This window comes from Methanosarcina flavescens (genome assembly GCF_001304615.2).
In the GTDB taxonomy this organism is placed as follows: domain Archaea; phylum Halobacteriota; class Methanosarcinia; order Methanosarcinales; family Methanosarcinaceae; genus Methanosarcina; species Methanosarcina flavescens.
This window is the reverse complement of record NZ_CP032683.1, coordinates 628,280-652,569: the sequence shown is the minus strand read 5'-3', so window position 1 is coordinate 652,569 and position 24,290 is coordinate 628,280. Positions and strand designations below refer to the sequence as shown.

Here is a 24,290-nt window from a genome sequence, read left to right as displayed (position 1 = left end):
ATTTCCGGGATCTGGAATTATTTTACAATCGAGACAAGTTTTATCTCAAGGATCAGGGTTTTGCCTGCAAGTTCATGGTTAAAATCCAGGGTGGCAGCAGTTTCCGTGGAGTTGAGCACCCTGACTTCTCTGCCGCCGGGTGTTGTGATTTTCTTTCCCGGCTCAGGAGGTGTCTGGAGTTCAAGCCTTGCCAGAGGAATCTTCTGGACAAGATAGTCCTTATATTTTCCATAGGCGTCTTCAGGCGGGATTATAAGGATTTTTTCTTCTCCCTCTTTCATTCCAAGTACGCCCTGATCGATACCTTTTATTACCTGACGTGCATCCACCCGGAAAAATAAAGGTCTATAATCCTTTTCTTCGTCATATATGCCTGTTTCAAGGGCTTTTTCCTTAGAAGTGGTATCGAATACTGTTCCATCTTCGAATTTTCCAGTATAGTCAATAAGAAGATAGTCTCCTTTTTTTACAGTGCGAGAATTTTCCATTTTCCCTTTCTCCTGTGCATTCTCCTTCCGGTATTCTGCCGTTTCAAAATCTGCCTGGATACCGAAAGGATGCACATTTTGAAGAAATGTTACAATTCTCAATTTGACTTCCAGGAACTTAAATTTATTCTATTGAGACGAGTTTTATATCAAAAATCAGGGTTTTGCCTGCAAGCGGGTGGTTAGTATCAATAGTGATATGGGTATCATTTACAGCCGTTATTTTGAACGGTCTTCCGTACATATCTGTGAAAGTTTGCCCTGCTTGAGGAAGTTCGGAGCGATTTGTAATATTTAATTCCTCAATAGGAATAACCAGGATCCCTGCTTCATTGTATTCTCCATACGCTTCTTCCGGAGGAATCTCGATTGTTTTTTCTTCTCCTACTTTCATTCCGATTACACCTTCGTCAAAACCCTGAATTACCTGACCTGAACCTGCTACGAAGGTCAGAGGGGCGTATTCCCTTCCTTCAACGTACATACCCTCCTGTTTTGCGACGTCCTCTCTTGAAGTGTCAAAAACAGTGCCGTTTTCAAGCTTTCCTGTATAGTCTACCTGGACCGTATCTCCGGATTTTACTTCTCTGCTATCTCCTCCCTCACTCCCACTGTCTGTGCATCCGCTCGCGAGAATTGTGCTTACCAGGAGCAGTACCGCTATAAAGAAAACTGCTCCTTTTCCGGGCTTCATTCCTTTCTTTCCTCCACAGAGATTATTCTGACCAGGAAGACCAGAGTTTTTCCTGCAAGCGCGTGGTTGAAGTCCACAACAAAGTTATTACTATTTACTTCTGTGACTGTGCCTGTCAGGCCACTGTCCGTAGCCAGCCTCATCCCGACTTCAGGAGTAAACTTAACAGCATCAACAGGTAACTCTCTTGCTAACTCCTGTCTGTATTCCCCATATGCTTCTTCAGGCGGGATTGTAATAGTTTTTTCTTCTCCCGTTTTCATCCCGATAACGCCTTCATCAAACCCTTTTATCATCTGGCCTGCCCCGACCGTGAATGTGAGGGGCTTATACTCTCTCATCTGGTTGTATATCCCTGCTTCCATAGCTGCTTCCTTTACGGAAGTATCGAAAATTGTGCCGTCTTCAAGTCTTCCAATATAATCAACCGAGATGGTGTCCCCTCTCTCAATTGTCTTGCTGGTATCTTTTGTTATATCCTCAGCCATAAGAATCAATAAAACAAACGAGAACATGCTAGATAAACGTGCTGATAAAATAAAAGTCAAAGATCGGTTAAAAAGGAATTCCAGGAATGGTAAACACAATAATCCCTGAAATTTTCTTTTTCAGGTTTTAATCGGAGGATTTCGTCTCTTTCAGTTCTTTTTGATATTCAATGTATGAGTAAACAGCCGTGAACCCCGCATTAAAGAGTGCAGGCACGAGAATGAAAAAGAATGCAAGGTCCTGGAAAAAAATTCCCAGCACAGCAACTGCTCCTGCAATCCTGAACAACTTTCCTCCAAGCCGATGAGTTTTCCTCCAGACCCTATCGCTGCTGAGAGTCCAGGGAGTCCTTATGCCAATGAACCAGTTTCTCTCCGCATTTTCCATAAGGATTCCTATGTAGTAAAACAGAAGCCCCGTTCCCAGGGGAATCACGGCGTTTGGGCTAATCTGGATGCCTGTATTCCAGAGCAGTATCTGGAGATGGACAGCAAGCATAAAGAAAATAAAAATAATTATAAATCCATCATAATACTTTCTGAATTTAGTTATATTGTCTCTCATAGGATCGATTCTGGGAATTACCAGGAACAATACAGCAAGTCCTGTAATTACTAAAGGCATGAAGAAAACTCCCCAGAACTTCGACATATATCCATCGACCTCTCCCCGGTAGTTCCAGTGGGTTGCCATCGGGTCAGGCACATGCGGGTAAAAATAAATTGAAACTATAAAAGAAAGAAGGATCAGTCCTGTGATTACAGCTGTAGCTTTACGCATATAAGTTATTAAGATTTTTCAATTATTTAAAAAATTGGAAACTTCAATATGCTAACAAATATCTGGAAATACACTGTCGGAAGTATAAATGTATGTTATTTATATTTTAGGATCTAAAATATTTTGAGGCTTTACTGTTGCTTAAGAGATCTTGAATTCGGTAGCATAGAATTTCGAGTTGTCTGTCTCATATTACATAACCATTAACTATTTTTAAAATGATTAACTTTTTTAAAGTATAAATGAAAAGCTTTAAGATTTCGGGAAGTTTTTGAGTCAAACATATAAAAATTTATGCTTAATTTTTCTTTAAATCGCTTTAGATTTTTGAATTATAAAAATTTATACGCATTTATTTTTGCCGTACTATAGAATGAAATGTCTATTTTCTGACTATTTTTTGTCTTTATTCACCATAAACGAAGGATTAAAATATACTACGATATATACAGTATAAACAAAATTAATGTGTGGTGGGAAGTTATGGCAACAAGTCGGGAAAGACAGAAGGCAAATCTGGCAAGAATGAAAAGAATAATGGAAGAAATTGAAAGTACAACAGATGATTATGATCTGATTGTGGAATTACAGGAACTTTTAAGAAAACCTTATCCGCTGTCCTTGAAATGGCATATGATTGTTTTTAAAAACGAGATTGACAGAAGCTTATGGTATCTAGAAGACATAAGAAAAGAAGAAATTGAATTAGAAAAAAGAAAGCGAAGGCGGGGGAAAGAGATTGGTAAAAAATCGAGCCGGGTTAACTGTAAATTTTCCGAGAAATTAAGTTCTATTGGGCTTGATTCCCAAATGGTATACGATGTGAAATCAAATAAGTATAAATTGTCAAAATCTGTGGTTTCCAGAACCAGGCGAGCAAACGTTTTTGCAATCCCAAAGTCCATGATAGGAGAATTTAAACTCCAGTGGAGCGACGAAGTGAAACAAATCTGGGGAGAAGATAATATCGGGAAAAGGGAGCTGCTTGAAAGGGGCATTTGCAATTGAGTTTATAGTAGCTTTATATTATTGTGCATAGATGGTATTTGCTTCAGAGAATGTCCTAATAATCTTCTACTCCCTTTTATTATTCTCTCTTATTACGGCTCTGTAGAAAACCTACTTAATCGTCATTAATAGACTTAAAGTTCTCAGCAAAATTGAATCAGGCAATTCAGTTTTAATTTGTTAAGATTGGTTATTTCAGAGGATTTCTACAGAGCCACTAATAGTCTATAATATAAACAAAAAAGTAATAGAATTATTATGGATTAAATTAAGGATTTTTACAGAGCCACTAATAGTCTATAATATAAACAAAAAAGTAATAGAATTATTATGGATTAAATTAAGGATTTCTACAGAGCCCTTATTACTCTCTTTTATTACTCTCTTTTATTATTCTCTCTTATTATTCTCTTTCATTATTCTCTTTTTTGTTATTCTCTGGATGTGTGGCTCTTTATTGTAAAGGGGGGATAATAACTGAAAATTTAACCAGAATACCGCCTCTTTTCAACGTTCAGATGTTTTTGAGTGGACCGGTCGGCCCTATTAGCTGCCAATTTATAATGGCATGGCTGGCTCGAGAGGCTCCTAGCTGGCTACCTCTAAGGTATTAGATTCCTATTCCTCCTTGTAACCGATAAAATTTGGAGAAACATTTATCCCCATACAATAATTGAGAATGTGTGAATCCGGAGAACAATTTCATAGTTTTTCATGGTGACCTGCAGCAGTTATTGAAAAAAGTAGAAACGGGTGAGATGATTCCCAAACTGCAGGCTTCGCACGCTCCCATGTGTAAATTTTTTACTTCATATTATGTCATCAGTGGGATTCGTCATGTTGTTCCTCTTGTCCACGGTCCGACTGGATGTCCGCTGTACATGTCGGACTCTGTCAGGACGCGGGAGTGCTGTGAGATCCGTGGGGTTCCTCTCGAACCCACAGCCTGCACAGCTCTTGATGAAAGCAACATTATTTATGGGGGTGAGGGATAACTTCTGGAAGCAGTAAGGAAGCATACAATAAGTATCACCCAGACCTCATTGTTATCCTCTCTTGCTGCTGCTCAGGGATCATCGGTGACGACGTTGAAAGCATTGCCCGTGAGGCAGAGAAGCTGGTTGGTTGCCGGGTGCTGGCGCTCCGCAGCGAAGGATTCGGTGGGGATTTCCGAAGCGGTTATGAGGATGCTTTCAAGCTCATTATGGATCTGATGGAGCCTCCTGAAACAAAGATGAAAGGAACGATTAACATCCTTGGAGCCCGTTGGGATCCTACCCCCACAGAGTTCAACTGGGACATGGATGAAATCGAGCGACTCCTTGGTGAAGTCGGAATAAAGATTAATGCCATCATAGCTGGAGGATGCACTGTCGAGCAAATAAAGCATGCTAGAGAGGTTGAACTGAACACCTTGTGGTGCTTTGATTGGGGACAGAAGTTAGGCGACCTGATGCAGGAACGGTTCGGTATTCCATATAGCAAAACCGGACAGCCATATGGGCCCGAAGCCACAAAGGAATGGCTGCTCGGAGTGGCAACATCTCTTGGAATGGAAGCTGAAGCCGTTAAGGTAATTGAACAAGAAATAAAGGGAGTGGAATCGGAAATTCAATATCTAAGAAAGGCTCTTTCCGGGAAAACAGCTGTTGTAGAGATATCAGAGTTCCCAGGGCCAATACGAGCTCTTTCCCTTGCACGCATGGCGGCAGATTTTGGAGCCCATCCTGTCGTAATTAACGTCCACCATATACTATCAAGGAACGTATGCCCAGCATCAAGTTTCTTCTGGAAACCGGGGTTTATCCTGAAATCATTCTGACAAAGGGGCTCTTCAGTCTGGGAAGTTTTCAGTCATCAAAAGAGACCGAAGACGAACTCGAAGAAATTGTAAAAGGATATGATAATCCCATATTTTTCGGGAATTCCGGTAGGTTCCCTCCCTGTCCGGTAGTAAACTTAACACTAATGAACCCAGCATTCCAGCCCAGTATGGTTTCAGAGGAATAAAGAATATTGCAGCTCTCGTCAGGCAGGCCCTTGAAAACAAAGACCTCCCACGTTCACGCTTATTTAAGGGGATGCTCTATGGAACAAAAACCAAATAAGGAACAAGTTGTGCCGTCGGCTTCATCTTCGGAGGCCTGTACTGACCCTTACCTCCGCTGTGCTTTCAATGGCGCTGCCCTCACGGCACTTGGTATATCTAATTCTTCCTTGTTAGCCCATTCTCCTCAAGGATGCGAGTACCTTGTCGACAATGCTTTTGCCTCACAGGAATGCGACTACATGGAGACGATGACCCTATGTACGAAGCTATGTGTGGACGAGATCGTACATGGTGGAGAGGATATACTTATACTTGCCCTCACTATCCGGGAGGCAAAGGATCTGCCGATCTCAGCCCTGTTTGTACTCAGTGCATGTGGCCCTGAGATAATTGGAGATGATATCGTGGGGGTGTGTGAGTCCTTGCAACCAGAAGTAAAGTTCAGGCTCGTCCCTATTGAATGCGCCGGATTTAGGGGGTCAGTATGATGGCATCGACATCGCGCTGGATACAATCCTGAAGAATCTGGTAAAAGATGACGTTGAGAAAGTCCCGAATTCGGTTTGTCTTGTCCCTCCTCACGCAAATGCCAATCCTACATGGCCAGCAGACCTCGCGTGGGTAAAACAGGTTCTCTCCCAGATGGGCATTAAGGTTGTAGCCACGCTCACACACCAAACCCCAATTGCTGAGGTCGAGAATATTGCGTCCGCCGAAATGTCCCTCCTTTTGAGTCATGATGCCGGGCAAAAAGCAGCGGATTACCTTTCTGCAGCATATGGCATAGAGCAGGTCTGTAAAGGGATACCCCTGCCTATAGGGATGACAAACACAGAACGCTGGCTGACCGCTTTAGGAGAGAGATTCGATTTGATGAAAATGGCGGAAGAGATGGTTGTTGAAAGCGAACGTATGATAATGGCGACATGCAGGCGCAAATGGCCAATGGCAAAATTCCTATACCGAACCCCGGCAGCAATTGTTTCCGATGCTACAATAGGGATTCCACTGGTTCGTTTTATCACCGAGGAGATGGAGATGACTCCAGAACTCATTGCTCTCTATACTTCACAACGACCAGTACGGGAATTGCTGGAGAAGGAACTTAAAAACCTCAGGCTTAATCCTGAGGTCGTGTATGGAACAGACATGTATAAAACACGGAAGAATCTCCAGAAGGTCAGTCCACAGGTCGTGTTCGGCAGTACTATCGAAAGGCACGCAAGTGAAGGGCTTTCTGTTGCCTATGTAGTTGAGGTAGTCAGGATGGTGCGACAGTTCAGGATGATCAACCGGGAATACTTCGGATATAACGGTATCCTGAGCCTGTTTCAGAGGAAGCAGAAATCTTCCGGGACCTCGCAAAAGCGATTATGAAAAATGACTCGCGGGTGATCCCGACACCGATAAACGACCTTGTAGAGCTTGAGACAATGTACCGGCAATGCCTGGCAAAGAGATAAAAAATCAATCATCTCACGGAGGTAGCATTTATGAAGTATGTCGATGTAGATGGAATTTACCAGAAGGTACCGCTTGATAAAATCCCCTGGAATAGCGGAATGCCTCCAGATGCACTTGTTGAGCTGGTACATAGTGGAAAAGTCCAGCCCTGCAAGACCATCGATCTCGGCTGTGGTGCCGGCAACTATGCAATATACCTCGCAGTCGAGGGATTTGAAGTCACCGGTATTGATAGCTCTCCTACCGCAATAAAGATCGCTACTGAAAACGCACAAAAACGTGGAGTCAGGTGCAGGTTTATTGTCGCTGATCTCCTTGGTGACCTGCATGAGGTAAAAGAAACTTTTGAATTTGGGTATGACTGGGAACTCTTGCACCACATATTTCCTGAAGACCGGAAAAAATATGTAGAAAATGTATACAATCTTCTGAAACCTGGAGCAAAGTATCTTTCCGTCTGCTTTTCTGAGAAGGATCCACACTTTGGTGGATCGGGTAAATTCCGGAAAACACAATTGGGAACTGTGCTGTATTTTTCTTCAGAGTCTGAGATAAGAGATCTTTTTTCACCTTATTTTGCTATAAAAGAACTAAAACCCATAGAAATTAACACTAAATTTGCATCTCATTACGTCATTTATTCATTTTCTAAAAGATGCTAGTTTCGTTGAAATTCTCAAACCTGTTTTCTAACAAATCATATCTACTTTTTAGTTTGGTATCGCGTAGGTTATAGAAGAACTCCTCTATCTTCTTCTCAACTCGTAAAAATGCATTTTGCTCTCATTAAATAATGTAAAAAGAAGCTTAAAATAATGATATTGATCAGGAATGTTAAAAATATTTAAGTGGACCGGTCGGGAATTGAACCCGAGGCCTCTACCATGCCAAGGTAGCGATCTTCCCCTGATCTACCGGCCCATGTAAGGCTTGCTTAAACCAGCATCCCTCATACACTCGGTATCTTATATAAACCTGTCGCTATTAAACTCGGCATCCTGTAAATAAACTTTTGGAATTTAGAGACTTAAAATCTTCAAGCAAAAACTATAAGTAGTAAATTGAGTATTAGAAGTGTTGTCGGATTGGGATGCTTTCCCAAAAAAGCTTTCAACTTCGATAATTCTAAAAAACCTGCCATTTGGGCCCGTAGCTTAGCCTGGTGGAGCGCACGGCTGATAACCGTGAGGTCCTGCGTTCGAATCGCAGCGGGCCCACCAAATTCAATATCCTTTTTCAGGAAAACTTCAGGTTTTTACAACCGTATTTGTCCTTCATTTGGGCCCGTAGCTTAGCCTGGTGGAGCGCACGGCTGATAACCGTGAGGTCCTGCGTTCGAATCGCAGCGGGCCCACCACATATTTTTTGAATCTTTATCCATCTTTTACTCATTTTTAATATCTCTATCCTGCTTCTCAAAAGGGTCGCAAATTGAGTATAAATGAGTTTAAAGACACCACAATCAATAGTAAAATTTCCAGAGGTTTATTTAATAAATCAGGAGTGCAACAGAAAAGTTTAATCCAGGGAAAAGTTTGAGTGGGGTAATTCCCCTTGAAGAACTTCAGGCAATGTTTTTCAGGCGCTCAATATTTCTGAGCACGACTTTGCTTTCGGCTATGATTTCTTCTTCAATCTTGCTGACAATACAATCCATTGGCACTATAAGCCTGTATAATTTTACTGGTCTGCCTTTACCTTTTGACTTCTTTTCTTCTCGAATATCAATCCAGTTATTTTCGCGGAGATAACGCATTGCGACACTAACCTCTGGTTGCCTCAGGCCTGATAACATTTCAATGTTTTGGGATGAGATCTCCCCTCCTTTTGAAAGACATGCAAGCGTAAGAGCAATTGGCCTGCTGACATTAATTCTTCTAAACAATTCTATCATCTCATATTCACTTGATCCCATGGATGCTGGAATCTCATTTTTTGTGTTAGAATTATCCATTATTGGACCGCTTTTATCTACCATTTAATCGCCCAAAGAAGCATTATAGAGTAAATTAATATAAATGTTTACTTATGTTTTCTTTTTAATATTTATTGATTTATACTCATGCTTTAGGTTGTTTTTAATATTCCCCTATTCTAAAATGGTCGAATAATACTGTTTATTCATTCCGGCAAAACTTGATAATTTTTATTTTCTGGAACTATATATTTTAGAAGTTTTTGTAATATTCCTTTTCCAAAGGTTTCTCCACAATCTCAGCTTTGAGAATCTAACATCAAAAAAAGAAAGCTTATGCCTTCAGGAAGGCTTGAGGTTGTTTCAATGCTTTCTACTCCACCAATCTCCTAAATTTATTAGACTGTAAAAAGAAATTATAGTATACCCTTTAAGCAAAAACTCATCAAGTTTTCAAGATGCCCTCTTTATCTCTATTAAGATGTTTCTTCCCGGTATAGTTTGTATTCTTAATCCTCTATTCGAGAAATTTTACCCTCCTCTGTCCTTCTCGAATTCATACCCGGATGAAAAAATTAATACTATAGGGATGGAAAAAGATTTTATAAGAAAGGATAATGAGCAATATAATTCTAGAAGAGTACGGAAGGTCTATAAACGGTTTAATACCTATATAAGCTATAAGAAGTCGTATCCGGGTTATAAAACCCAGACTCAAATATTAAAACTAGTTTTTGAAGATTTACGGAAAACATCTGTTAAAATATCTGTTACATCTCAATTTTTAGCTGGTCTCAGGAAAGATTCTTAAGGCGCTCTATATTCTGAAGTACTGCCTTACTTTCAGCCATTACGTTTTCCTCTATTGTGTTGATAATCGTTTCCATCTGGACCGTCAGTTTATACAACTTGATAGGTCTGCCTTTGCCCTGGTTCTTCTTTTCTTCCCGCATGTCTACCCAGTCATTTTCACGAAGATAGCGCATTGCAATGCTAACTTCTGGCTGCCTCAAACCTGATACCATCTCGATACACTGGGAAGAGATCTCCTCTCCTTTGGAGAGGCATGCAAGGGTGAGAGCTACTGGCCTGCTGATATTAAGCTTTCTTAAAAGCTCTACTATCTCATACTCAACCTCTCCCATCTTAAAGTCATTGTCCTCTGATGTAAACTCATTATCTGCCACAATTATCATCTACCATTTATACTGGAAGAGCAGCTTGTAATCGCTTCAAATGCCTTTCTCGTCCAGTATTATCAGATTAATAGAAACATATTATTTTAGATATGTTATTTTTACTATCTTTTATTGCCTTTATTAAATATATTTCTATTTATATGAGTTTCGGATCTGTGGAGTATCTAACAAAATCTGTTTTTCTCAGTTGATTTAAATAATACTTTCTCCTTATATATAATTATATGCGTATAAAAACTTCCTGACAATAATACATCCTATTCTTTTAGGCACAGAAATCCCCAATTTGCAGAATTAATAATAGATTATAAATCCTGACCTAAAAGTTCGTTTATATTAAGCAGTGTAAAACCCTTGAGTCTTTAGCCTGAAGATAAAAGTGTCAACTTTCTTTTGCTGAGTGAATATAATTATGTAACTAATTTAATAAATGGAAAGTCAAAGACCCTTTTTTCTCAGAATTTGTCCTCTTTTTGCAGATAAGACTCATATTTTTACCTTATTGTGACATTAATATCGGTTATTTTGGCAAATCTTAAATACAAATCCCTAAAAGTTTAGTATAATGAACTCTGCCCTGGACAAAGCCGCTGTATTTATCTGCCATTGCAGTGGGAATATTTCCGAACATATCGAAATTAATTCTATTAAGAAAACTCTTAAGGCAGAAGGGATCCCGGTCTTCGATTACGAGTATCTCTGTTCGAGAGAGGGACAGACCCTTATCAAAAATAAAATTTCTGAAAGGAACCTTGACCGGATAGTAATTGGTTCGTGTACTCCTTCAAAACACGGCACACTGTTTAAAAAATGCATTCAGGAGGCAGGTTTGAACCGTGCAATGCTCGAAATTGCAAACCTCAGGGAGCACTGTGCCTGGGTACATCCGGATAAAGCCAAAGCCACTGAAAAAGCTCTCTCACTTCTTCGAGGAAAACTCAAACGCCTGGAAAAACTTGAGCCCCTTGAAGAAATAAAAGTAAATATTGTCCCGCAGGTCCTTGTCATCGGCGGAGGGATTGCAGGGATAACCGCAGCAGTGAACCTCGCAGACAATGGAATTCCCACCTATCTTGTTGAGAAGGATTCCAGTATCGGTGGGAATATGGCAAAAATAGGCAAGGTCTTTTCTCCTGACAAGCTTGCAGAAGAGTGCGCAATGTGCTCCTTAAGCCCGTTGATGAATGAGGTAGTGGCTAACCCTAAAATAACTCTCCTGACCTTGACTGAAGTAGAACGCTTAAACGGAAGTGCTGGCAACTTTACAGTCAGGTTAAGGAAAAAACCCAGATATGTTCGTGACAACTGTACGGGCTGTGGGCGGTGCAGTCGGATGTGTCCTGTTCTGGTTGAAAATGAGTTCAACTGCGGGCATATGGACAAAAAAGCAATTTCCCTGCGTTTTTCACAATCCGTCCCAAAGACTTACTGCATAGACCCAGATCAATGTCTGCAGTTAAATGGCGAAACGTGTGGAAAATGTGAGGAAGCCTGCAAATCCGGAGCAATCGATTTTTCGCAAAAAGAAGAGATTATTGAGCTCAATGTTGGTGCAGTTGTTGTTGCTACAGGATTTGAAGAGTATGACGCATCCCAGAAACCCCAGTACGGATATGGGATTTTCAAAAACGTAATGACCCAGATGGAACTTGCCAGAATGCTTGGGATTAATGGTCCTACAAAAGGGGCACTGCTCAGACCTTCGGATTTCAGCGTTTACCCTGATACTGTCAGTTCAACAGGCATCTGTGGGAACGAAAGTTCATCTGAGAATTCTTCTGATGAGAACTCAGGAACTCCGAAAAGGATAGTTATGATCCAGTGCGTGGGCTCAAGGGACGAAAAAGAAGGTGGTAACCGCTACTGCTCCAGATACTGCTGCATGGCAGCTCTGAAGCACTCCAACCTTATAATGAAAAAATATCCGGGTACTGAGATCACGATTTGCTATGTTGATTTGCGGGCGCTCGGCTTTTACGAGAACTACTATAGGGCAGTTCAGGATATGGGTATCAGATTTGTAAGGGGAAGACCAGCGGAAATTGTGGAAAAACAGGATAAGAGCCTTGTAGTTAAACTTGAAGATACCTTATCCCAGCAAGTAAAAGAACTTCCCGCCGACCTCGTTGTACTATCTGCAGCTATGGTTCCTTCTAAGGGAACCAGAAAAATTGCCAGTATACTGAATATCAGCCAGGATGAAAGCGGTTTTATCAAGGAAAGGCATTCAAAACTGAGACCTGTAGACAGCTCACTTGATGGGATCTTTGTCTGCGGCACTGCCCAGAGCCCCAAGGATATTACAGATACGATTTCCCAGGCAGGGCTTGCGGCGGTAAGGGGAAGGGCATTTATTGCAGACAGTCCAAAAACCTTGATTAATGAAATTCCGATTATCAATCCGCTTTTATGTACTCAGTGTAAGGAATGCCTCAGATGTCCGTTCGAGGCTTTTTCCATAAATGAGAGTGGAAAGGTTACTGTAGACCCGCTTGCCTGTACGGGATGCGGTTACTGTACAGGGCTCTGTCAGAGTGGAGCTATCCAGATTGCAGGTTTTACAAAAAGCCAGCTAAAAGCCGAAATTGAGGGCGTGATCAGTCAAGGAGACCTACTAGGCTTTGTAAACAGTGGGATTGCATCTTTGACCTGTGACAATATCGGAAATAATGCATTGAACTATCCTTCAAATGTCAAGTTAATTAAGGTACCAACAAACCTTGTAGTTGACAAAGACCTGCTGCTTCACGCCTTCAAATGCGGGGCATCGGCTGTCCTGTTTATTGAGGATCCTCCAGACAGCCCGAAAGCCGAGATTATATATCCTTTAACTGTCAGCCATTTCGAGAAAATGAAAGAAGAAATTAGAGATTCAGGAAATCGAGTCTATTTCAAGAAAGCTTATGTTCCAGATACAAAAGGGTTAGCAGGCACTTTTACCAGCCTTGCCCGGGAAGGGGAGGAGATGATACAATGATTCCATATGTAAACGAGTATGATACACCGGAATGTAATACCCTAGCAGAAACCGCAAAGAAGAGCGTCCGGACACCTGCCTCTCTGGGGCTTGACCGCTGTATTCAATGCGGAGCCTGCACGGCTTCCTGTCCTGCAGCTCGATTTACCGACTACAATCCGCGTCAGATTGTGAAAAAGGTGCTGGAAAACGACCGGAGTGTGCTTGAGTCCGAAATGATCTGGTCCTGCTTCTATTGCTATTCCTGCAACCTGCGCTGTCCCAGAAATAACAGCCCTGTAACAATTGTGCAGGTGCTGAGGCAGATGGCTATTAACCATGGTATAGGAGTTGAAAAGCTTGTCTATTTCCTTGAGATAGGAGAATATCTTGCAGAAAAAGGAGCCAGCAAAGTACCAGGCGCCGGAATTAAGAATATGGAAAGAGATCTGGGAGAGCGCTGGATAAGGATTAAAAAGAATCTTGAATCAACCCGTGTTGAACTGGGGCTCAGTTCCAGGGATGTAAGGAATACCCATGGAGAAGTTCAGGCTATTCTTGAGGCTACAGGATATTTTGAAAGGGAAAAATGGTTCAAAGCAAAAATACAGGAAAAACGTTCGCATCAGCTCCTGAAGAATAAGTGCATCAAAAAGGAAAATAAAAGCGGAGACTTCGGCTTTGAAAGCGATAGAGAATATCCCGGACAGCCAGCTTTTACTATTTAAAAGCTGCATGGTCGGGCAGGAGTATCCAGGAGTGGAGACCTCAACCTGTTACGTGTTTGACAGGCTTGGAGTAGGTTACAGTATTAACGATGAGCAGTCCTGCTGCACAGGAATAGGACATTATACTGACATCTTTGAGGGACTGACAACAACAGCCATTGCAGCCCGGAACTTCGCAGTCGCAAGAAGATGCGGCTATCCCAATATAACCTGCCTCTGTTCAACCTGTTATGCCATAAACAAGGAGGCATGTGAAGTTCTTAACACCAATACCGAGATACGGGAGAAAGTTAACTCTATCTTCAGGGAACATGGCCTTGAAAATCTTGTTTACGAAAAAGACGATATGAACCCGAGGACAAACTTCTACCATGCAGTAGAGATTCTCTTAAGCAAAGTCAACGAAATCAAGAAGCAGAAGAAATTCGACTTCTCAGGGACCAAAGCTGCAGCCCACCATGCCTGCCATTACTATAAAGTTAAGTATCTCGATGTCCTCGGAAACTCTGAGAATCCCCAGTTAATAGATACCATAGCTTCAGCCTGCGGAGCCGAGTCTGTGCGCTGGTATGAAGACCGCACTCTTACTTGCGGGATGGGTTTTTCCCAGCTCCACCTCAACAAAGACACCTCGCTTCAGGTGACAAAGACAAAACTCGATAGCCTCCAGAAAGCAGGTGTGGAACTTATGATTCATATGTGCCCGAACTGCCATATCCAGTATGACCGCTACCAGCCTGTTATTGAGGAAGAGTTTGACGTAAAGTATGATATGGTTCACATGAATATTGCCCAGTTCGTAGCTCTTTCAATGGGTGCTGACCCCTACAAAGTATGCGGCTTCCAGACTCATTCAGTGCCTCTTGAGGAATTCCTGGAAAAACACGGGATAATCTGAAAAAGTTGTAGATTCTTTCATCTTTAGATAAACTCTGATCCCTTTTAGTCCAAAAATATCTTTCACGCGTTCCATTATCGGAACACTGCGTAAGGAGTTTTTTCTGAAGTTTTGGGAATGTATAGCTTTTCCTATTGCGCCTATAAATAATGGGCTTTCATCGATCATATTGAGCAAACTGGAAACAGACGAATATGTTTTCTAGTTTTTTGCTTGATGATCAACCATTTTTCTCATTGAGAAATCTTTCTATTTCAGAATGCTCATATAAGATTTTTCTGAATACAACTTCAATAAATTAAAATAGTGTAATACACATATTTTCTGTATGTTAGGGAAAGATCATGTTTCAATAACACTTGGAACAATATTTCCATTTACGATTCCACTAATATTTTCAGAGTATTCACAGCCGATGTATGGATTCTGTGTACTCATAGCCGCTATCATAGGCTCGCTTGCACCTGATGCAGACAGTGATGGAAAGTCCAAGTTATACTATAATTTCAAAATCATTTATGATATCATGGTTCCTCTCCATAAGCTGATAGTTTTTTCTTTCAGCTTCTTCAATCTTAAAGAGAAAATGAACCTTGAACACATAGTAGAGGAGCAGCATAGAGGCGTAATGCATTCTCCGATGGGGGTATTCATAAGTTCTTTTGTACTCACTTTATTGGCAATAACAGTTGGCTATCTCATTTTCCGTGAAATAAATGCCACTCTTATAGGTTTCTTATTTTTAGGTTTGATATTTGGTTAATTCCTACACCTGCTTGAAGATTCCTGCACGGTTTCTGGGATCAACTGGTTATTTCCATTTGGAACAGGCGAGTTAAAAGGCAGTATCTATACAGGTAACAAAATAGAAGGAAAAAAGGATATCAGGCCTTTTTTATACAGAACTTCCCTATTATCTTTCTCTGCAATATTATTGATCCTTCATTCACTGGGAGCTATAGATGTAAACGACTCGGGTATTTACCTACTTATCTTTGCAATTGTTGCGTTAATATGGGGTTTGATATTCCTTACTGCAAAGATTGATAATGATAATCTGTGGATACAGGATGCTAAAAAAGTACGGGAATTAGAGAGAGCAGTAGATAGAGTTGGGAAGCAAGATGATGTAAGAAAAAGAAGGAACCTTGGGAACAAAAGAATGTGAAATCTAAATGAGATAGAGCTAGAATCTAAGAGAACGAGAATTTTTGAGTTTTGATAGCAATTCAGTAAAACTTGAGGAAAAATCGGCTCTGTAGAAAACCTGTGGAATAACAAATCTACATTAATTTGAACTGAACCTTATGATCTATATTTTCCATAGTTGGTTTCAGCCCCATAATACTTATTTAGATAGGTTTTCTACAGAGCCGAAAAATCTGGATTAGATGTAAAATTTTGGATTAGAATAACAGACCTTTAATCCATTTGATGAATCTGGATATATATCTTTTATTTGTATATTCTCCAATATTTCCATATGGATTTCTTGTTTACGAAAAAGATGACATGAACCTGAGGACTAACTTCTACCATGCAGTAGAGATTCTCTTAAGCAAAGTCAACTAGATCAAGAAGCAGAAGAAATTCGACTTCTCAGGTACCAAAGCTGCAGCCCACCATGCCTGCCATTACTATAAAGTTAAGTATCTCGATGTCCTCGGACACCCTGAAAATCCCCAGTTAATAGATACCATAGCTGCAGCCTGCGGAACCGAGCCTGTGCGCTGGTACGAAGACCGCACTCTTACTTGCGGGATGGGTTTTTCCACTATTTTGAGTGAGGAATTTATAGTTACATTCTAAATATGCGTGTAGTATATAATATTTGAAAGTGGGGAATTACATTCAAAATCAATGTTTGTCTTTTTGGTTTATTTCTTTTCAACTGGAAAATTAACTTCAACCTACACAAAAATATAGAATCCGATGCCTTTTTAACCATTGATTGAAAATATATAATAGGGGAAAGGTTATGATTCTATTTTTCGTCAGTAGAGGGATACAGCTCTGGTGCGCTTTGTTTTTTGCTCTCTCAGAGCGCGTTTTAAAATTAAACCTGATCCTACAACTGGGATAGGACTCATGCATTTGAACTGAAAAATAATAACACTAAACACCAAAGTTCAAATTTAAATTTAAACCATAATATTTAATTAATACAGTTAATTTTCTACATTAAGTGCGTATAAATCCTCTCCAATTGTAGAAGTCATTTAATCTATAGATTGACTACTAGTTATTAATTCCAATGACGGTTTATAAATCTCTTTATTGAGTCATAAATTAAGTTCCCAATTATGAGTACAACTAGTGGAACAAAAAACAAAGTAAAGATTTTATTCCATTTTGTTTCTTCAGGATTAGTCGGCGGAGGCACATCTCCAACCTTCTTGGCTTCCTTATACACATCCAGCAACTCCTTATACTCATCTAGCAACTCCTCATACTCAGCCGACTGATCTTTCCCATCAATCGATTGGACTGTATTTATAATCTGCTGTTTATACCCAACCGATTGCTTCTCCTCATATTCAGCCAGTCGCTCCTCATACTCAGCCATTCGTTCCTCATACTCAGCCATTCGTTCATCCCCAACCGTCTGGGGCTTTTCCTCAACTGTTTGGGCTTCCTTCTCAGACAATTGTTCTTCAGTTGAACTAGGTGTGGTTTTCACAGGAGTGGTTTTTACAAGAGTGGTTTTTGCAGGAGTAGTTTTTACAGAAGTGGTTTCTTCAGCAGCAGCTTTTCCTACGTGACTTTTTATTGGTACTGGCTCAATTTCAACTTCACGCGTGGAGATCTCATTCCCAAGCTCATTGATGTATATGCTGCCATATCCTTTTGCTGAGCTTGGATTTATATAATACAAACTGAGTAACTGATTTCCGTTCTTATCTTTCCATATATCACAGTTCCATGCCGGGTGTTCATCTATCACGGCATCGTATACTGTGTTAATATAGTTATCAGTTACTGGTATACTAGCAATAAAATCAGTTACTTCTTCTTTTGTCGGGAGGTATTTATTTACAGTCCTATAAGTAGTCTGTATATTTCCATTATCCGTCTGCACATTCCCATCATCCGTCTGTGCAGTCTCATGCCTCGTCTGTACAGTCTCATCAGCTATCTGTATATTATTATTAGCAGTTTCTTCAGAAACAGCTTTTCCTACATAACTTTTTACTGGTACGGGCACGATTTCAACTCCACTCGTGGAGATCTCTTTCCCAAACTCATTGATGTATATGCTGCCATATCCTTTTGCTGAGCTAGGATTTATGTAATACAAACTGAGTAACTGATTTCCGTTCTTATCTTTCCATATATCACAGTTCCATGTCGGATGCTTATCTATCACGGCATCGTATACTGTGTTAATATAGTTATCAGTTACTGGTATACCAGCAATAAAATCAGTTATCTCTTCTTTCGTTGGGAGATCTTTATTTTCAGTTGCTGCTTCACATGATGTCAGCAGAACAAAGGTTAAAAGTAAACCTGTTATTTTTATCGACAGTCTCATTTCAGCCTCGATTTTCAATCTGTTGTAGATAATTTGTATAATCCGGATATGGCATCAAACGAAGTATAGAAACATACACATACCAGCTCTGGTATAATTACTAAAGATATAATTAGAATTGATACAAAGGTCGTTGCAATTAAACAATTTGAGTATAATATTCTTGAAATTCACATTGATATCTCGAAATTTTTATATAATATTAAAATTTTTAAAAATAAATTATCTGAATGCATATTTTACAAAAAGTTTTTAAATTTTTCCTTTTTAGTTTTTCATTTTATAAAACTCGTTAATTTATAGGAATTGTATCATAAAGACAAATATCTTCAAGCCAAAAAAATATTCTTTAATACGTTGTAATAAGGCTCATTAGGTGTCGCAATTTTATTCTGATTTAGTATTTTTCCCACTAAATTTGTTTTTAGTAGTCATAAAAATAGCTTCTAAAGAGTTACGTTTTTAAATAAAATAGGAAATTTGGTAATTCATGAAATAATTATTGAAATAATTAATAAAGCTTAATTAAAGTAAAACACAAAATTCTTAAATTAATTATTTAGATTTCTTTATAGCCTTTTCAGAGGTCAAAATGGCATAATGTAAAGCATATTAGAACTCTGATATTGAGTCTCTATCCGCTTTGGATATGTTATTGTAAAAATTAGTTATCGCAGCACTTTTGTCTAGGCTTCGAGTTAAAAAGGTTAAGGAGTAATTTCTAGTGAAAAAATTAAAGAACTTAACGATAATATTTGCCCTTACTCTTTTTTATCTTGCATTAAGTAGCCCTGCAGCTCTGGCGGCAAATATCGTGATTGATAAACAGCCCGGACCAGTTGAGCCCGGTATTTTTCATACACCCAATTATGCAAACGATGCAGCCTGTATTCAGGCAGCACTGGACTACTCAAAAAGCGGAGATACGATAACTATTCGCGAAGGGAATTACTACATCACAAAAGGAATATTTCAAAAAGATAAAAATCTGAATATAATCGGAGAAGGAAATGTAACTTTTTACATTCAGACTTCTGAGAAAGAAATTAACGAGATTTATTTCGGCGGGTCACTTGTCACAAGCAATACTCTATATACCGACGCTAGAAAAGGTTCATCTCAGGTGACTTTAACTGATGCTTATCAGGTCCGCCCTAATGACCTGATTAAGATCTGGAAAAACGTTCAGTGGTGTCCTTTAGATTATCCTGATAATTATCCTGGTCAAATGACAGGTGAAATATACGCTGTTAAAAGTGTAAATGAAAATGTCGTCACTTTAAATGAACCACTTCTTAGAGACTATAACCTATCCGATACGGTACAGGTAGAAGTATATAGACCTGTACAAGTAAATATAAAGAATATAAGGTTGGAAGACACTGGTGCGACGATGTCTCACCATGGACTAGTAATGCAATATTGCAAGGACAGTTCTGTTACTAATTCTTGGTTCAATAACAGTGGATTTGGTGCGATTTGTCTGTATTCCTGTTTTAACGTGGATATTAGCAATAACGAAATTTACAATTCACTTCTTCCCGGAAGTGGATATGGTGTGAATGTAGCCAGCGGTTCTGCTCTTGTTAATATCGAAAATAATCACATAGAGAATTGCAGGCATGCTATAACAGCTAATTCAGCTGAACTCAAATCTTTAAATCGAGATATCTTTATTACCGATAACACTTTGATTGGGGCAAAAATCACTGGTTCAAATGTTATTGATGCTCATGCTAATACTATTAATTTCGTAGTAACTGGAAATAGGATATACCCGCAAATAACACCTGAAACCCTGCACTACTGCAAACTTTATGATTACAGGTACATACAGGAGCTTCCATACTATTTTGCATTCTCAGATGGTACACAACACTCTGTCTTTTCCGATAATGAAGTTTTTGGCGGATTTGGAGGAATATTCAAACGTGGTGCTGTAAATGATGGTGTACATATTTATGAAAATAACAGATTTAATGGTATATTAGGTAATATGTACGAGGGAGGAAATGGAACCGACAGCAAGCTTATAATCAGAAATAATATTCAAAACAGTGGAATGCATGGAGTTATTTTTCCTTTTGAAGGAAGTTTCAGGGATATACTGATAAGTGGGAACACTTTTAGTAATCTTTCTCATCAAGGAATATATCAGAAATTTTTAATAGATGGAGTAAACTTAGAAATTTCTGATAATACTTTTGAGAACATAAAGCAAGATGGAATATATATAGATGGGAATTCTTTCACAAATAGCGTTGTGAAAATACAAAACAATAACTTAATAAATGTGAGTTCATCTAATTCCCCCTCCGGAATCACAATCAAAAACATTCAAAACCCAGAAGTTACTAAAAATAATGCAGAAGGCAGCAGTACCGGTCACGGTACTGCTCATGTAGAACCACCCGGAGAGTCTATATTACAGACTTTTTTCTCATCAATAATGGAATTTTATGAAAATTTGAAAATCAAGGTCTATATGCTATTTTCTGCTGGGGACTTATTGATAAATATATGAAATTGTGCAGGCAGAGAAGCTTCGATGAATAAGATTCAAACGAAATATCGATAATCCGGTATTAAAAATATCTTTCTGCTTTGTTTTATTATTTCTTGGATCAATTTGTGCTTCAAATACATATGCCGAAACATATAATTATACTACCTGTTAATTCCAAAAGAGTCGGATAAACAATTTTATGGTATATAAAGCGTTATTGATTCCTCGTACAATGTTTCTTTTGCAGAGGCATTCAATAATCGCACTCAGATGTTTAATACAAAATTACTCTCATACTTCCTGCAATAACTGTTAGCACGATCTACGGAATACATACGAAGCAATAATTCACTTAATGCTTTTATTAACCAAGAATGCTCATATCAAGAGCAGAGCACTCTCGTAAGCGAGGGACGGGCATTGACTGGTTAAGCAAGCTTGTAATTAATGCTCTATTAACATGTTAAGTAAGCAAATTACTGGCAATGCTCATATAACATGCCTGACAACAGCTAAAAAGTGGGAAGTTATTTAACTCTTCTTATCTCAAAGGTATCAAAAAGATATTATATTTCATTTATAATGAATTCAGAAATCTGAATTTTTCCTCATATCATATTGTCATTTGATCATCAGACAGGAGACTTACTTTTGGGAACAATTAGTGAAAAAATCTTCTCCCGGGCAGCGGGAACAGAGGCAAAGGCAAATGATTTTGTCCTGGCAGATATCGATTATGCGATGGCGCACGACGGCACCTCGATACTTACAGTTAATGCTTTCAAGGAAATGGAGATGAAAAAGGTCTGGGACTCCTCAAGGATAGTAATTCCTTTCGACCACATTGCGCCTGCAAATAATGAAACGTCAGCGACACTACAAAAAGAGATCAGAGAATGGGTAAGGGAGCAGGGCATTCCGAACTTCTATGAGATGGGGGAAGGAATCTGCCATCAGGTACTTCCTGAGAACGGATTCGCACTGCCAGGGAAACTGGTTGTGGGAGCCGATTCGCATTCATGCACCTATGGGGCATTCGGGGCTTTTGCAACAGGCGTGGGAGCTACGGACATGGCTGAAATTTTCGCCACAGGCAAGCTCTGGTTTAAAGTGCCTGAGAGCCTCAGGTTCACGGTTGAAGGCGGGCTTGGAGAAGGTGTTTATGCGAAAGACCTGACTCTTTATCTGATAGGGAAGACCGGAATTGATGGTGCCACGTATAAGGCTGTAGAGTTTTACGGATCGGCTATTTCCGAACTATCGATTTCAGGCAGGATGACGCTCTGCAACATGGCAATTGAAATGGGAGCAAAAACCGGGATTGTTCCGCCGGACGAGAAAACCTTCAATTTCCTGAATAATCGGGCAGTTGCTCCCTATGAGCCGGTTTATGCCGACCATGACGCAGTCTATGCAGAAGAATTAACTTACCCTGCTGATGATATCGAGCCTCAGGTCGCCTGCCCGCACCAGGTAGACAATGTAAAGCCTGTGGGAGAGGTCGAAGGTATCCATGTAGACCAGGTATTTATAGGGACATGCACAAACGGGAGACTTGAGGATCTTGAGATCGCAGCCTCAATCCTTAAGGGGAAAAAGGTTGCGGTCAGGACTATTGTAATTCCTGCATCCCGCACAACTCTCCTTGCAGCAATTGAAAACGGGACAATGGAGACTTTGCTCAAAGCAGGCGTCACGCTTGCAACCCCTGGCTGCGGACCCTGCCTTGGTGCTCACCAAGGAGTGCTTGGAGAAGGCGAGGTTTGTATCTCAACTGCAAACCGGAATTTCAAAGGCAGGATGGGAAAAGGCGGCTTTATCTACCTTGCGTCTCCTGCAACCGCAGCAGCCTCGGCACTATCAGGTGAAATCACTGACCCCAGGAAAGTTTGAATCTTAGAAGCGAAAGCCAGATTTTCATCTATTTTTTACTTTTTTGTCTATCTTACATTTTCTATTTTTGTCATCTTATGGTTTCTATTTTTTATCTGCCTTTTATTTTTTCTGTCAAGCATTATAAAAATTTTGTTTATATCCAGCGGACATTTATACCTTGAATTGCATATATTTTAACAGGAGGGACAACTATTACTGAAGAACTCAATAACAAAAATCTTTCGAGTTTAATTGAACACTGGATCGAGCATAACGAAAGCCACATACAGAGCTTCAGGGAATGGGCTCAGAAAGCCAAAAAAGATGGTTTTCTCGATGCTTCTAATGATATCCTCGAAGCTGCCAATAAAATCGAGGAAGCTAACAAGCATCTCAACAAGGCAAAAGAAGGGCTTTTCCATCTCCATTGAAAGATGTAAGAGCTGAAGCTTAAAAACTGATCTTTTAATATCTGTGTGACGGGAAAATCCCGTCACTATCTTTCATTTTTCTTTTTGCGTGCGGACAGGTTCTCAGATCTATGCTCAGGCAAGGAATTCTTTCTTCTTTTTTATGAATACTGCCTGTATGTTTTAATGCCTTCAAGGAGAGGAATATCAGTTTAATCCATTGAGGTGTGCTTCAGGCTCATAACTGTGTCGATCTGGGCAGGTATAGTGCTTGACACAGGTATGACTTCACCTGTCTCTGGTTTTATCTCAAGCCTGAATTCACTGTTAACTACATCCCCTGCTTCCGTGCTCTGCAATGTTGAGTTAGCTGGTGCAGTAATGTTGATCTCTACTTTCTCGTATTGCTCCAGCAGTTCATCTCCATCATTCTCTCCTACAAAATTCTTGGTCCAGTTTGTACTTGCTACATAAGTGACACGGTCTAAATAGGATATGATCATCAGTCCTTGACTGCTATCAACTCCCATATTTACCGGTGGCTGGTCTTTCGCGAGTTGAAGCGTAAGGATAATATTGTTTACTTTACTGTCGCTCGCTTTTGCTATCACGCTTCCCGCAAGTTCAATGGAAGGACCTGACCGTTCTACAACCTCATTAGTTGTAACTGTTTCAAAAGTAGAGTGCTCTGCCCCGACAATCACATAAGAGAACACTACTGCAATCACTAAAAAAGCAGTCATTACTATTGCAGATTCAAGTGCAGTGAAGGCTATTTCGCCTTTCTTAAAAATACTGGAAATTCCTTTCATTCCATCTTACTCCTCTTTTTCCTCCGAATGAAAGCATTATAAAACGTGAAGGTATGACACCACGATTCTCCTCTATTGCCTCTAGACAGAAATTTGGTATAGGAAATAGTGCACAGGGGCTAATTTTCATGGTATCTATCGGGCTTTGTATTAGTTACCCACATTGCGTGGTCTTCATCAGTTACTCAATATAGTTGCTAAGCATAACAATAATTTTTAGAAAGAGTATTCTCTTTAAATTTATTAACTTTTCCTGCTAAACCTTTAACTTATTATATTAACATTTTAAAAATTTATAACTGCTCTACAAGTAAAATAATAGACAGAAAATTTTAAAATTGGCATCTTTATTTTTGGAAGAAGTAAATGTGTTTTATCGAGTAAGCCTTGTAATGAACTCCATTCTGAAATGAAACAATTAGAATAGCGGTTCCTGATTATACTAAAAACTCTGAATTTGACATCTTCTGCGTAAAGCTGGAATTC

21 protein-coding genes, 3 tRNA genes and 1 pseudogene are annotated in these 24,290 nt (G+C 39.7%); 15 read left to right on the top strand and 10 right to left on the bottom strand.

Annotated elements, in window-relative coordinates:
* Positions 1–17: 17 nt before the first annotated feature.
* The 4 genes from AOB57_RS02835 to AOB57_RS02820 form a co-directional block, all read right to left on the bottom strand.
* A complete protein-coding gene (locus AOB57_RS02835) occupies positions 18–488 on the bottom strand; it encodes an FKBP-type peptidyl-prolyl cis-trans isomerase (RefSeq protein WP_054298657.1) in 471 nt (156 codons plus the stop codon).
* A gap of 124 nt (positions 489–612) precedes the next feature.
* On the bottom strand, positions 613–1,182 hold the full coding sequence (locus AOB57_RS02830) for an FKBP-type peptidyl-prolyl cis-trans isomerase (RefSeq protein WP_054298546.1): 570 nt from the start codon (positions 1,180–1,182) through the stop codon (positions 613–615).
* Positions 1,179–1,670: an FKBP-type peptidyl-prolyl cis-trans isomerase gene (locus AOB57_RS02825; protein WP_054298656.1), complete on the bottom strand. Its 492-nt coding sequence runs from the start codon at positions 1,668–1,670 to the stop codon at positions 1,179–1,181. The genes AOB57_RS02830 and AOB57_RS02825 overlap by 4 nt, the downstream gene beginning before the upstream one ends.
* A gap of 127 nt (positions 1,671–1,797) precedes the next feature.
* Positions 1,798–2,451, bottom strand: coding sequence for an SdpI family protein (locus tag AOB57_RS02820; RefSeq protein ID WP_054298545.1), 654 nt, complete (start codon positions 2,449–2,451; stop codon positions 1,798–1,800).
* Positions 2,452–2,934: 483 nt separating this feature from the next.
* Here AOB57_RS02820 and AOB57_RS02815 point away from each other — a divergent pair, with 483 nt between their 5' ends.
* From AOB57_RS02815 to AOB57_RS02795, 6 genes and pseudogenes are all read left to right on the top strand, one after another.
* Positions 2,935–3,459 (top strand): hypothetical protein, encoded by a 525-nt coding sequence (locus AOB57_RS02815; protein ID WP_054298544.1) that lies wholly within the window; start codon positions 2,935–2,937, stop codon positions 3,457–3,459.
* Between the two features lie 683 nt (positions 3,460–4,142).
* Entirely contained in the window at positions 4,143–4,454 is a 312-nt protein-coding gene (locus tag AOB57_RS14800) for a nitrogenase component 1 (RefSeq protein ID WP_264371725.1), read from the top strand.
* The gene (locus AOB57_RS02810; protein WP_319592651.1) at positions 4,451–5,281 is read left to right on the top strand and encodes a nitrogenase component 1; all 831 of its coding nucleotides are present in this window, start codon (positions 4,451–4,453) and stop codon (positions 5,279–5,281) included. The genes AOB57_RS14800 and AOB57_RS02810 overlap by 4 nt, the downstream gene beginning before the upstream one ends.
* Complete coding sequence (locus tag AOB57_RS14425; protein ID WP_226999610.1) at positions 5,227–5,469, top strand: hypothetical protein; 243 nt, start codon at positions 5,227–5,229, stop codon at positions 5,467–5,469. Before AOB57_RS02810 ends, AOB57_RS14425 begins: the two co-directional genes overlap by 55 nt.
* A 78-nt stretch (positions 5,470–5,547) precedes the next feature.
* A pseudogene (locus AOB57_RS02805) lies at positions 5,548–6,886 on the top strand (nitrogenase component 1).
* Positions 6,887–7,002: 116 nt separating this feature from the next.
* Entirely contained in the window at positions 7,003–7,635 is a 633-nt protein-coding gene (locus AOB57_RS02795; RefSeq protein ID WP_054298543.1) for a class I SAM-dependent methyltransferase, read from the top strand.
* Positions 7,636–7,822: 187 nt separating this feature from the next.
* Here AOB57_RS02795 and AOB57_RS02790 read toward each other — a convergent pair.
* Positions 7,823–7,894 (bottom strand) — tRNA-Ala (locus AOB57_RS02790).
* Between the two features lie 222 nt (positions 7,895–8,116).
* On the opposite strand from AOB57_RS02790, the gene AOB57_RS02785 reads away from it, so the two are divergent.
* Together AOB57_RS02785 and AOB57_RS02780 are read left to right on the top strand one after the other, a co-directional pair.
* Positions 8,117–8,193 (top strand) — tRNA-Ile (locus AOB57_RS02785).
* Positions 8,194–8,253: 60 nt separating this feature from the next.
* A tRNA-Ile gene (locus AOB57_RS02780) sits at positions 8,254–8,330 on the top strand.
* Positions 8,331–8,537: 207 nt separating this feature from the next.
* On the opposite strand, the gene AOB57_RS02775 is transcribed toward AOB57_RS02780, so the two are convergent.
* Together AOB57_RS02775 and AOB57_RS02770 are read right to left on the bottom strand one after the other, a co-directional pair.
* Entirely contained in the window at positions 8,538–8,951 is a 414-nt protein-coding gene (locus AOB57_RS02775) for a transcriptional regulator (protein WP_167829517.1), read from the bottom strand.
* Between the two features lie 731 nt (positions 8,952–9,682).
* A complete protein-coding gene (locus tag AOB57_RS02770; protein ID WP_054298540.1) occupies positions 9,683–10,084 on the bottom strand; it encodes a hypothetical protein in 402 nt (133 codons plus the stop codon).
* Positions 10,085–10,652: 568 nt separating this feature from the next.
* Here AOB57_RS02770 and hdrA point away from each other — a divergent pair.
* The 5 genes from hdrA to AOB57_RS02745 all read left to right on the top strand — a co-directional run bounded on the left by hdrA (position 10,653) and on the right by AOB57_RS02745 (position 15,837).
* Entirely contained in the window at positions 10,653–13,064 is a 2,412-nt protein-coding gene (gene hdrA / locus AOB57_RS02765; protein ID WP_054298539.1) for a ferredoxin:CoB-CoM heterodisulfide reductase subunit HdrA, read from the top strand.
* Positions 13,061–13,771: a ferredoxin:CoB-CoM heterodisulfide reductase subunit HdrC gene (gene hdrC / locus AOB57_RS02760; RefSeq protein WP_054298538.1), complete on the top strand. Its 711-nt coding sequence runs from the start codon at positions 13,061–13,063 to the stop codon at positions 13,769–13,771. The genes hdrA and hdrC overlap by 4 nt, the downstream gene beginning before the upstream one ends.
* The gene (hdrB, locus tag AOB57_RS02755) at positions 13,725–14,669 is read left to right on the top strand and encodes a ferredoxin:CoB-CoM heterodisulfide reductase subunit HdrB (protein WP_054298537.1); all 945 of its coding nucleotides are present in this window, start codon (positions 13,725–13,727) and stop codon (positions 14,667–14,669) included. The genes hdrC and hdrB overlap by 47 nt, the downstream gene beginning before the upstream one ends.
* 328 nt (positions 14,670–14,997) lie before the next feature.
* Positions 14,998–15,432: a metal-dependent hydrolase gene (locus AOB57_RS02750; protein ID WP_082384187.1), complete on the top strand. Its 435-nt coding sequence runs from the start codon at positions 14,998–15,000 to the stop codon at positions 15,430–15,432.
* Positions 15,433–15,603: 171 nt separating this feature from the next.
* Complete coding sequence (locus AOB57_RS02745; RefSeq protein ID WP_054298535.1) at positions 15,604–15,837, top strand: hypothetical protein; 234 nt, start codon at positions 15,604–15,606, stop codon at positions 15,835–15,837.
* A 1,077-nt stretch (positions 15,838–16,914) separates the two neighbouring features.
* Here AOB57_RS02745 and AOB57_RS02735 read toward each other — a convergent pair.
* Complete coding sequence (locus AOB57_RS02735) at positions 16,915–18,219, bottom strand: hypothetical protein (protein ID WP_054298534.1); 1,305 nt, start codon at positions 18,217–18,219, stop codon at positions 16,915–16,917.
* Between the two features lie 706 nt (positions 18,220–18,925).
* On the opposite strand from AOB57_RS02735, the gene AOB57_RS02730 reads away from it, so the two are divergent.
* The gene (locus AOB57_RS02730; RefSeq protein ID WP_054298533.1) at positions 18,926–20,725 is read left to right on the top strand and encodes a right-handed parallel beta-helix repeat-containing protein; all 1,800 of its coding nucleotides are present in this window, start codon (positions 18,926–18,928) and stop codon (positions 20,723–20,725) included.
* A 642-nt stretch (positions 20,726–21,367) separates the two neighbouring features.
* Positions 21,368–22,600 (top strand): homoaconitase large subunit, encoded by a 1,233-nt coding sequence (gene hacA / locus AOB57_RS02725; RefSeq protein WP_394339708.1) that lies wholly within the window; start codon positions 21,368–21,370, stop codon positions 22,598–22,600.
* A 230-nt stretch (positions 22,601–22,830) separates the two neighbouring features.
* On the opposite strand, the gene AOB57_RS14330 is transcribed toward hacA, so the two are convergent.
* Entirely contained in the window at positions 22,831–23,010 is a 180-nt protein-coding gene (locus AOB57_RS14330) for a hypothetical protein (RefSeq protein WP_193726274.1), read from the bottom strand.
* A gap of 194 nt (positions 23,011–23,204) precedes the next feature.
* On the bottom strand, positions 23,205–23,804 hold the full coding sequence (locus AOB57_RS02715; RefSeq protein WP_054298531.1) for a flagellin: 600 nt from the start codon (positions 23,802–23,804) through the stop codon (positions 23,205–23,207).
* Positions 23,805–24,290 lie beyond the last annotated feature (486 nt).

Bases quoted from the DNA above. Each gene is read 5' to 3' on its own strand.
- hdrC (WP_054298538.1), top strand. From the start codon at position 13,061: ATGATTCCATATGTAAACGAGTATGATACACCGGAATGTAATACCCTA.
- AOB57_RS02795 (WP_054298543.1), top strand. From the start codon at position 7,003: ATGAAGTATGTCGATGTAGATGGAATTTACCAGAAGGTACCGCTTGAT.
- AOB57_RS02815 (WP_054298544.1), top strand. From the start codon at position 2,935: ATGGCAACAAGTCGGGAAAGACAGAAGGCAAATCTGGCAAGAATGAAA.
- AOB57_RS02820 (WP_054298545.1), bottom strand. From the start codon at position 2,451: ATGCGTAAAGCTACAGCTGTAATCACAGGACTGATCCTTCTTTCTTTT.
- AOB57_RS14425 (WP_226999610.1), top strand. From the start codon at position 5,227: ATGCCCAGCATCAAGTTTCTTCTGGAAACCGGGGTTTATCCTGAAATC.
- AOB57_RS02830 (WP_054298546.1), bottom strand. From the start codon at position 1,182: ATGAAGCCCGGAAAAGGAGCAGTTTTCTTTATAGCGGTACTGCTCCTG.
- AOB57_RS02750 (WP_082384187.1), top strand. From the start codon at position 14,998: ATGTTAGGGAAAGATCATGTTTCAATAACACTTGGAACAATATTTCCA.
- AOB57_RS02770 (WP_054298540.1), bottom strand. From the start codon at position 10,084: ATGATAATTGTGGCAGATAATGAGTTTACATCAGAGGACAATGACTTT.
- AOB57_RS02835 (WP_054298657.1), bottom strand. From the start codon at position 488: ATGGAAAATTCTCGCACTGTAAAAAAAGGAGACTATCTTCTTATTGAC.
- hdrA (WP_054298539.1), top strand. From the start codon at position 10,653: ATGAACTCTGCCCTGGACAAAGCCGCTGTATTTATCTGCCATTGCAGT.
- AOB57_RS14330 (WP_193726274.1), bottom strand. From the start codon at position 23,010: ATGGAGATGGAAAAGCCCTTCTTTTGCCTTGTTGAGATGCTTGTTAGC.
- AOB57_RS02715 (WP_054298531.1), bottom strand. From the start codon at position 23,804: ATGAAAGGAATTTCCAGTATTTTTAAGAAAGGCGAAATAGCCTTCACT.
- AOB57_RS02825 (WP_054298656.1), bottom strand. From the start codon at position 1,670: ATGGCTGAGGATATAACAAAAGATACCAGCAAGACAATTGAGAGAGGG.
- AOB57_RS02775 (WP_167829517.1), bottom strand. From the start codon at position 8,951: ATGGTAGATAAAAGCGGTCCAATAATGGATAATTCTAACACAAAAAAT.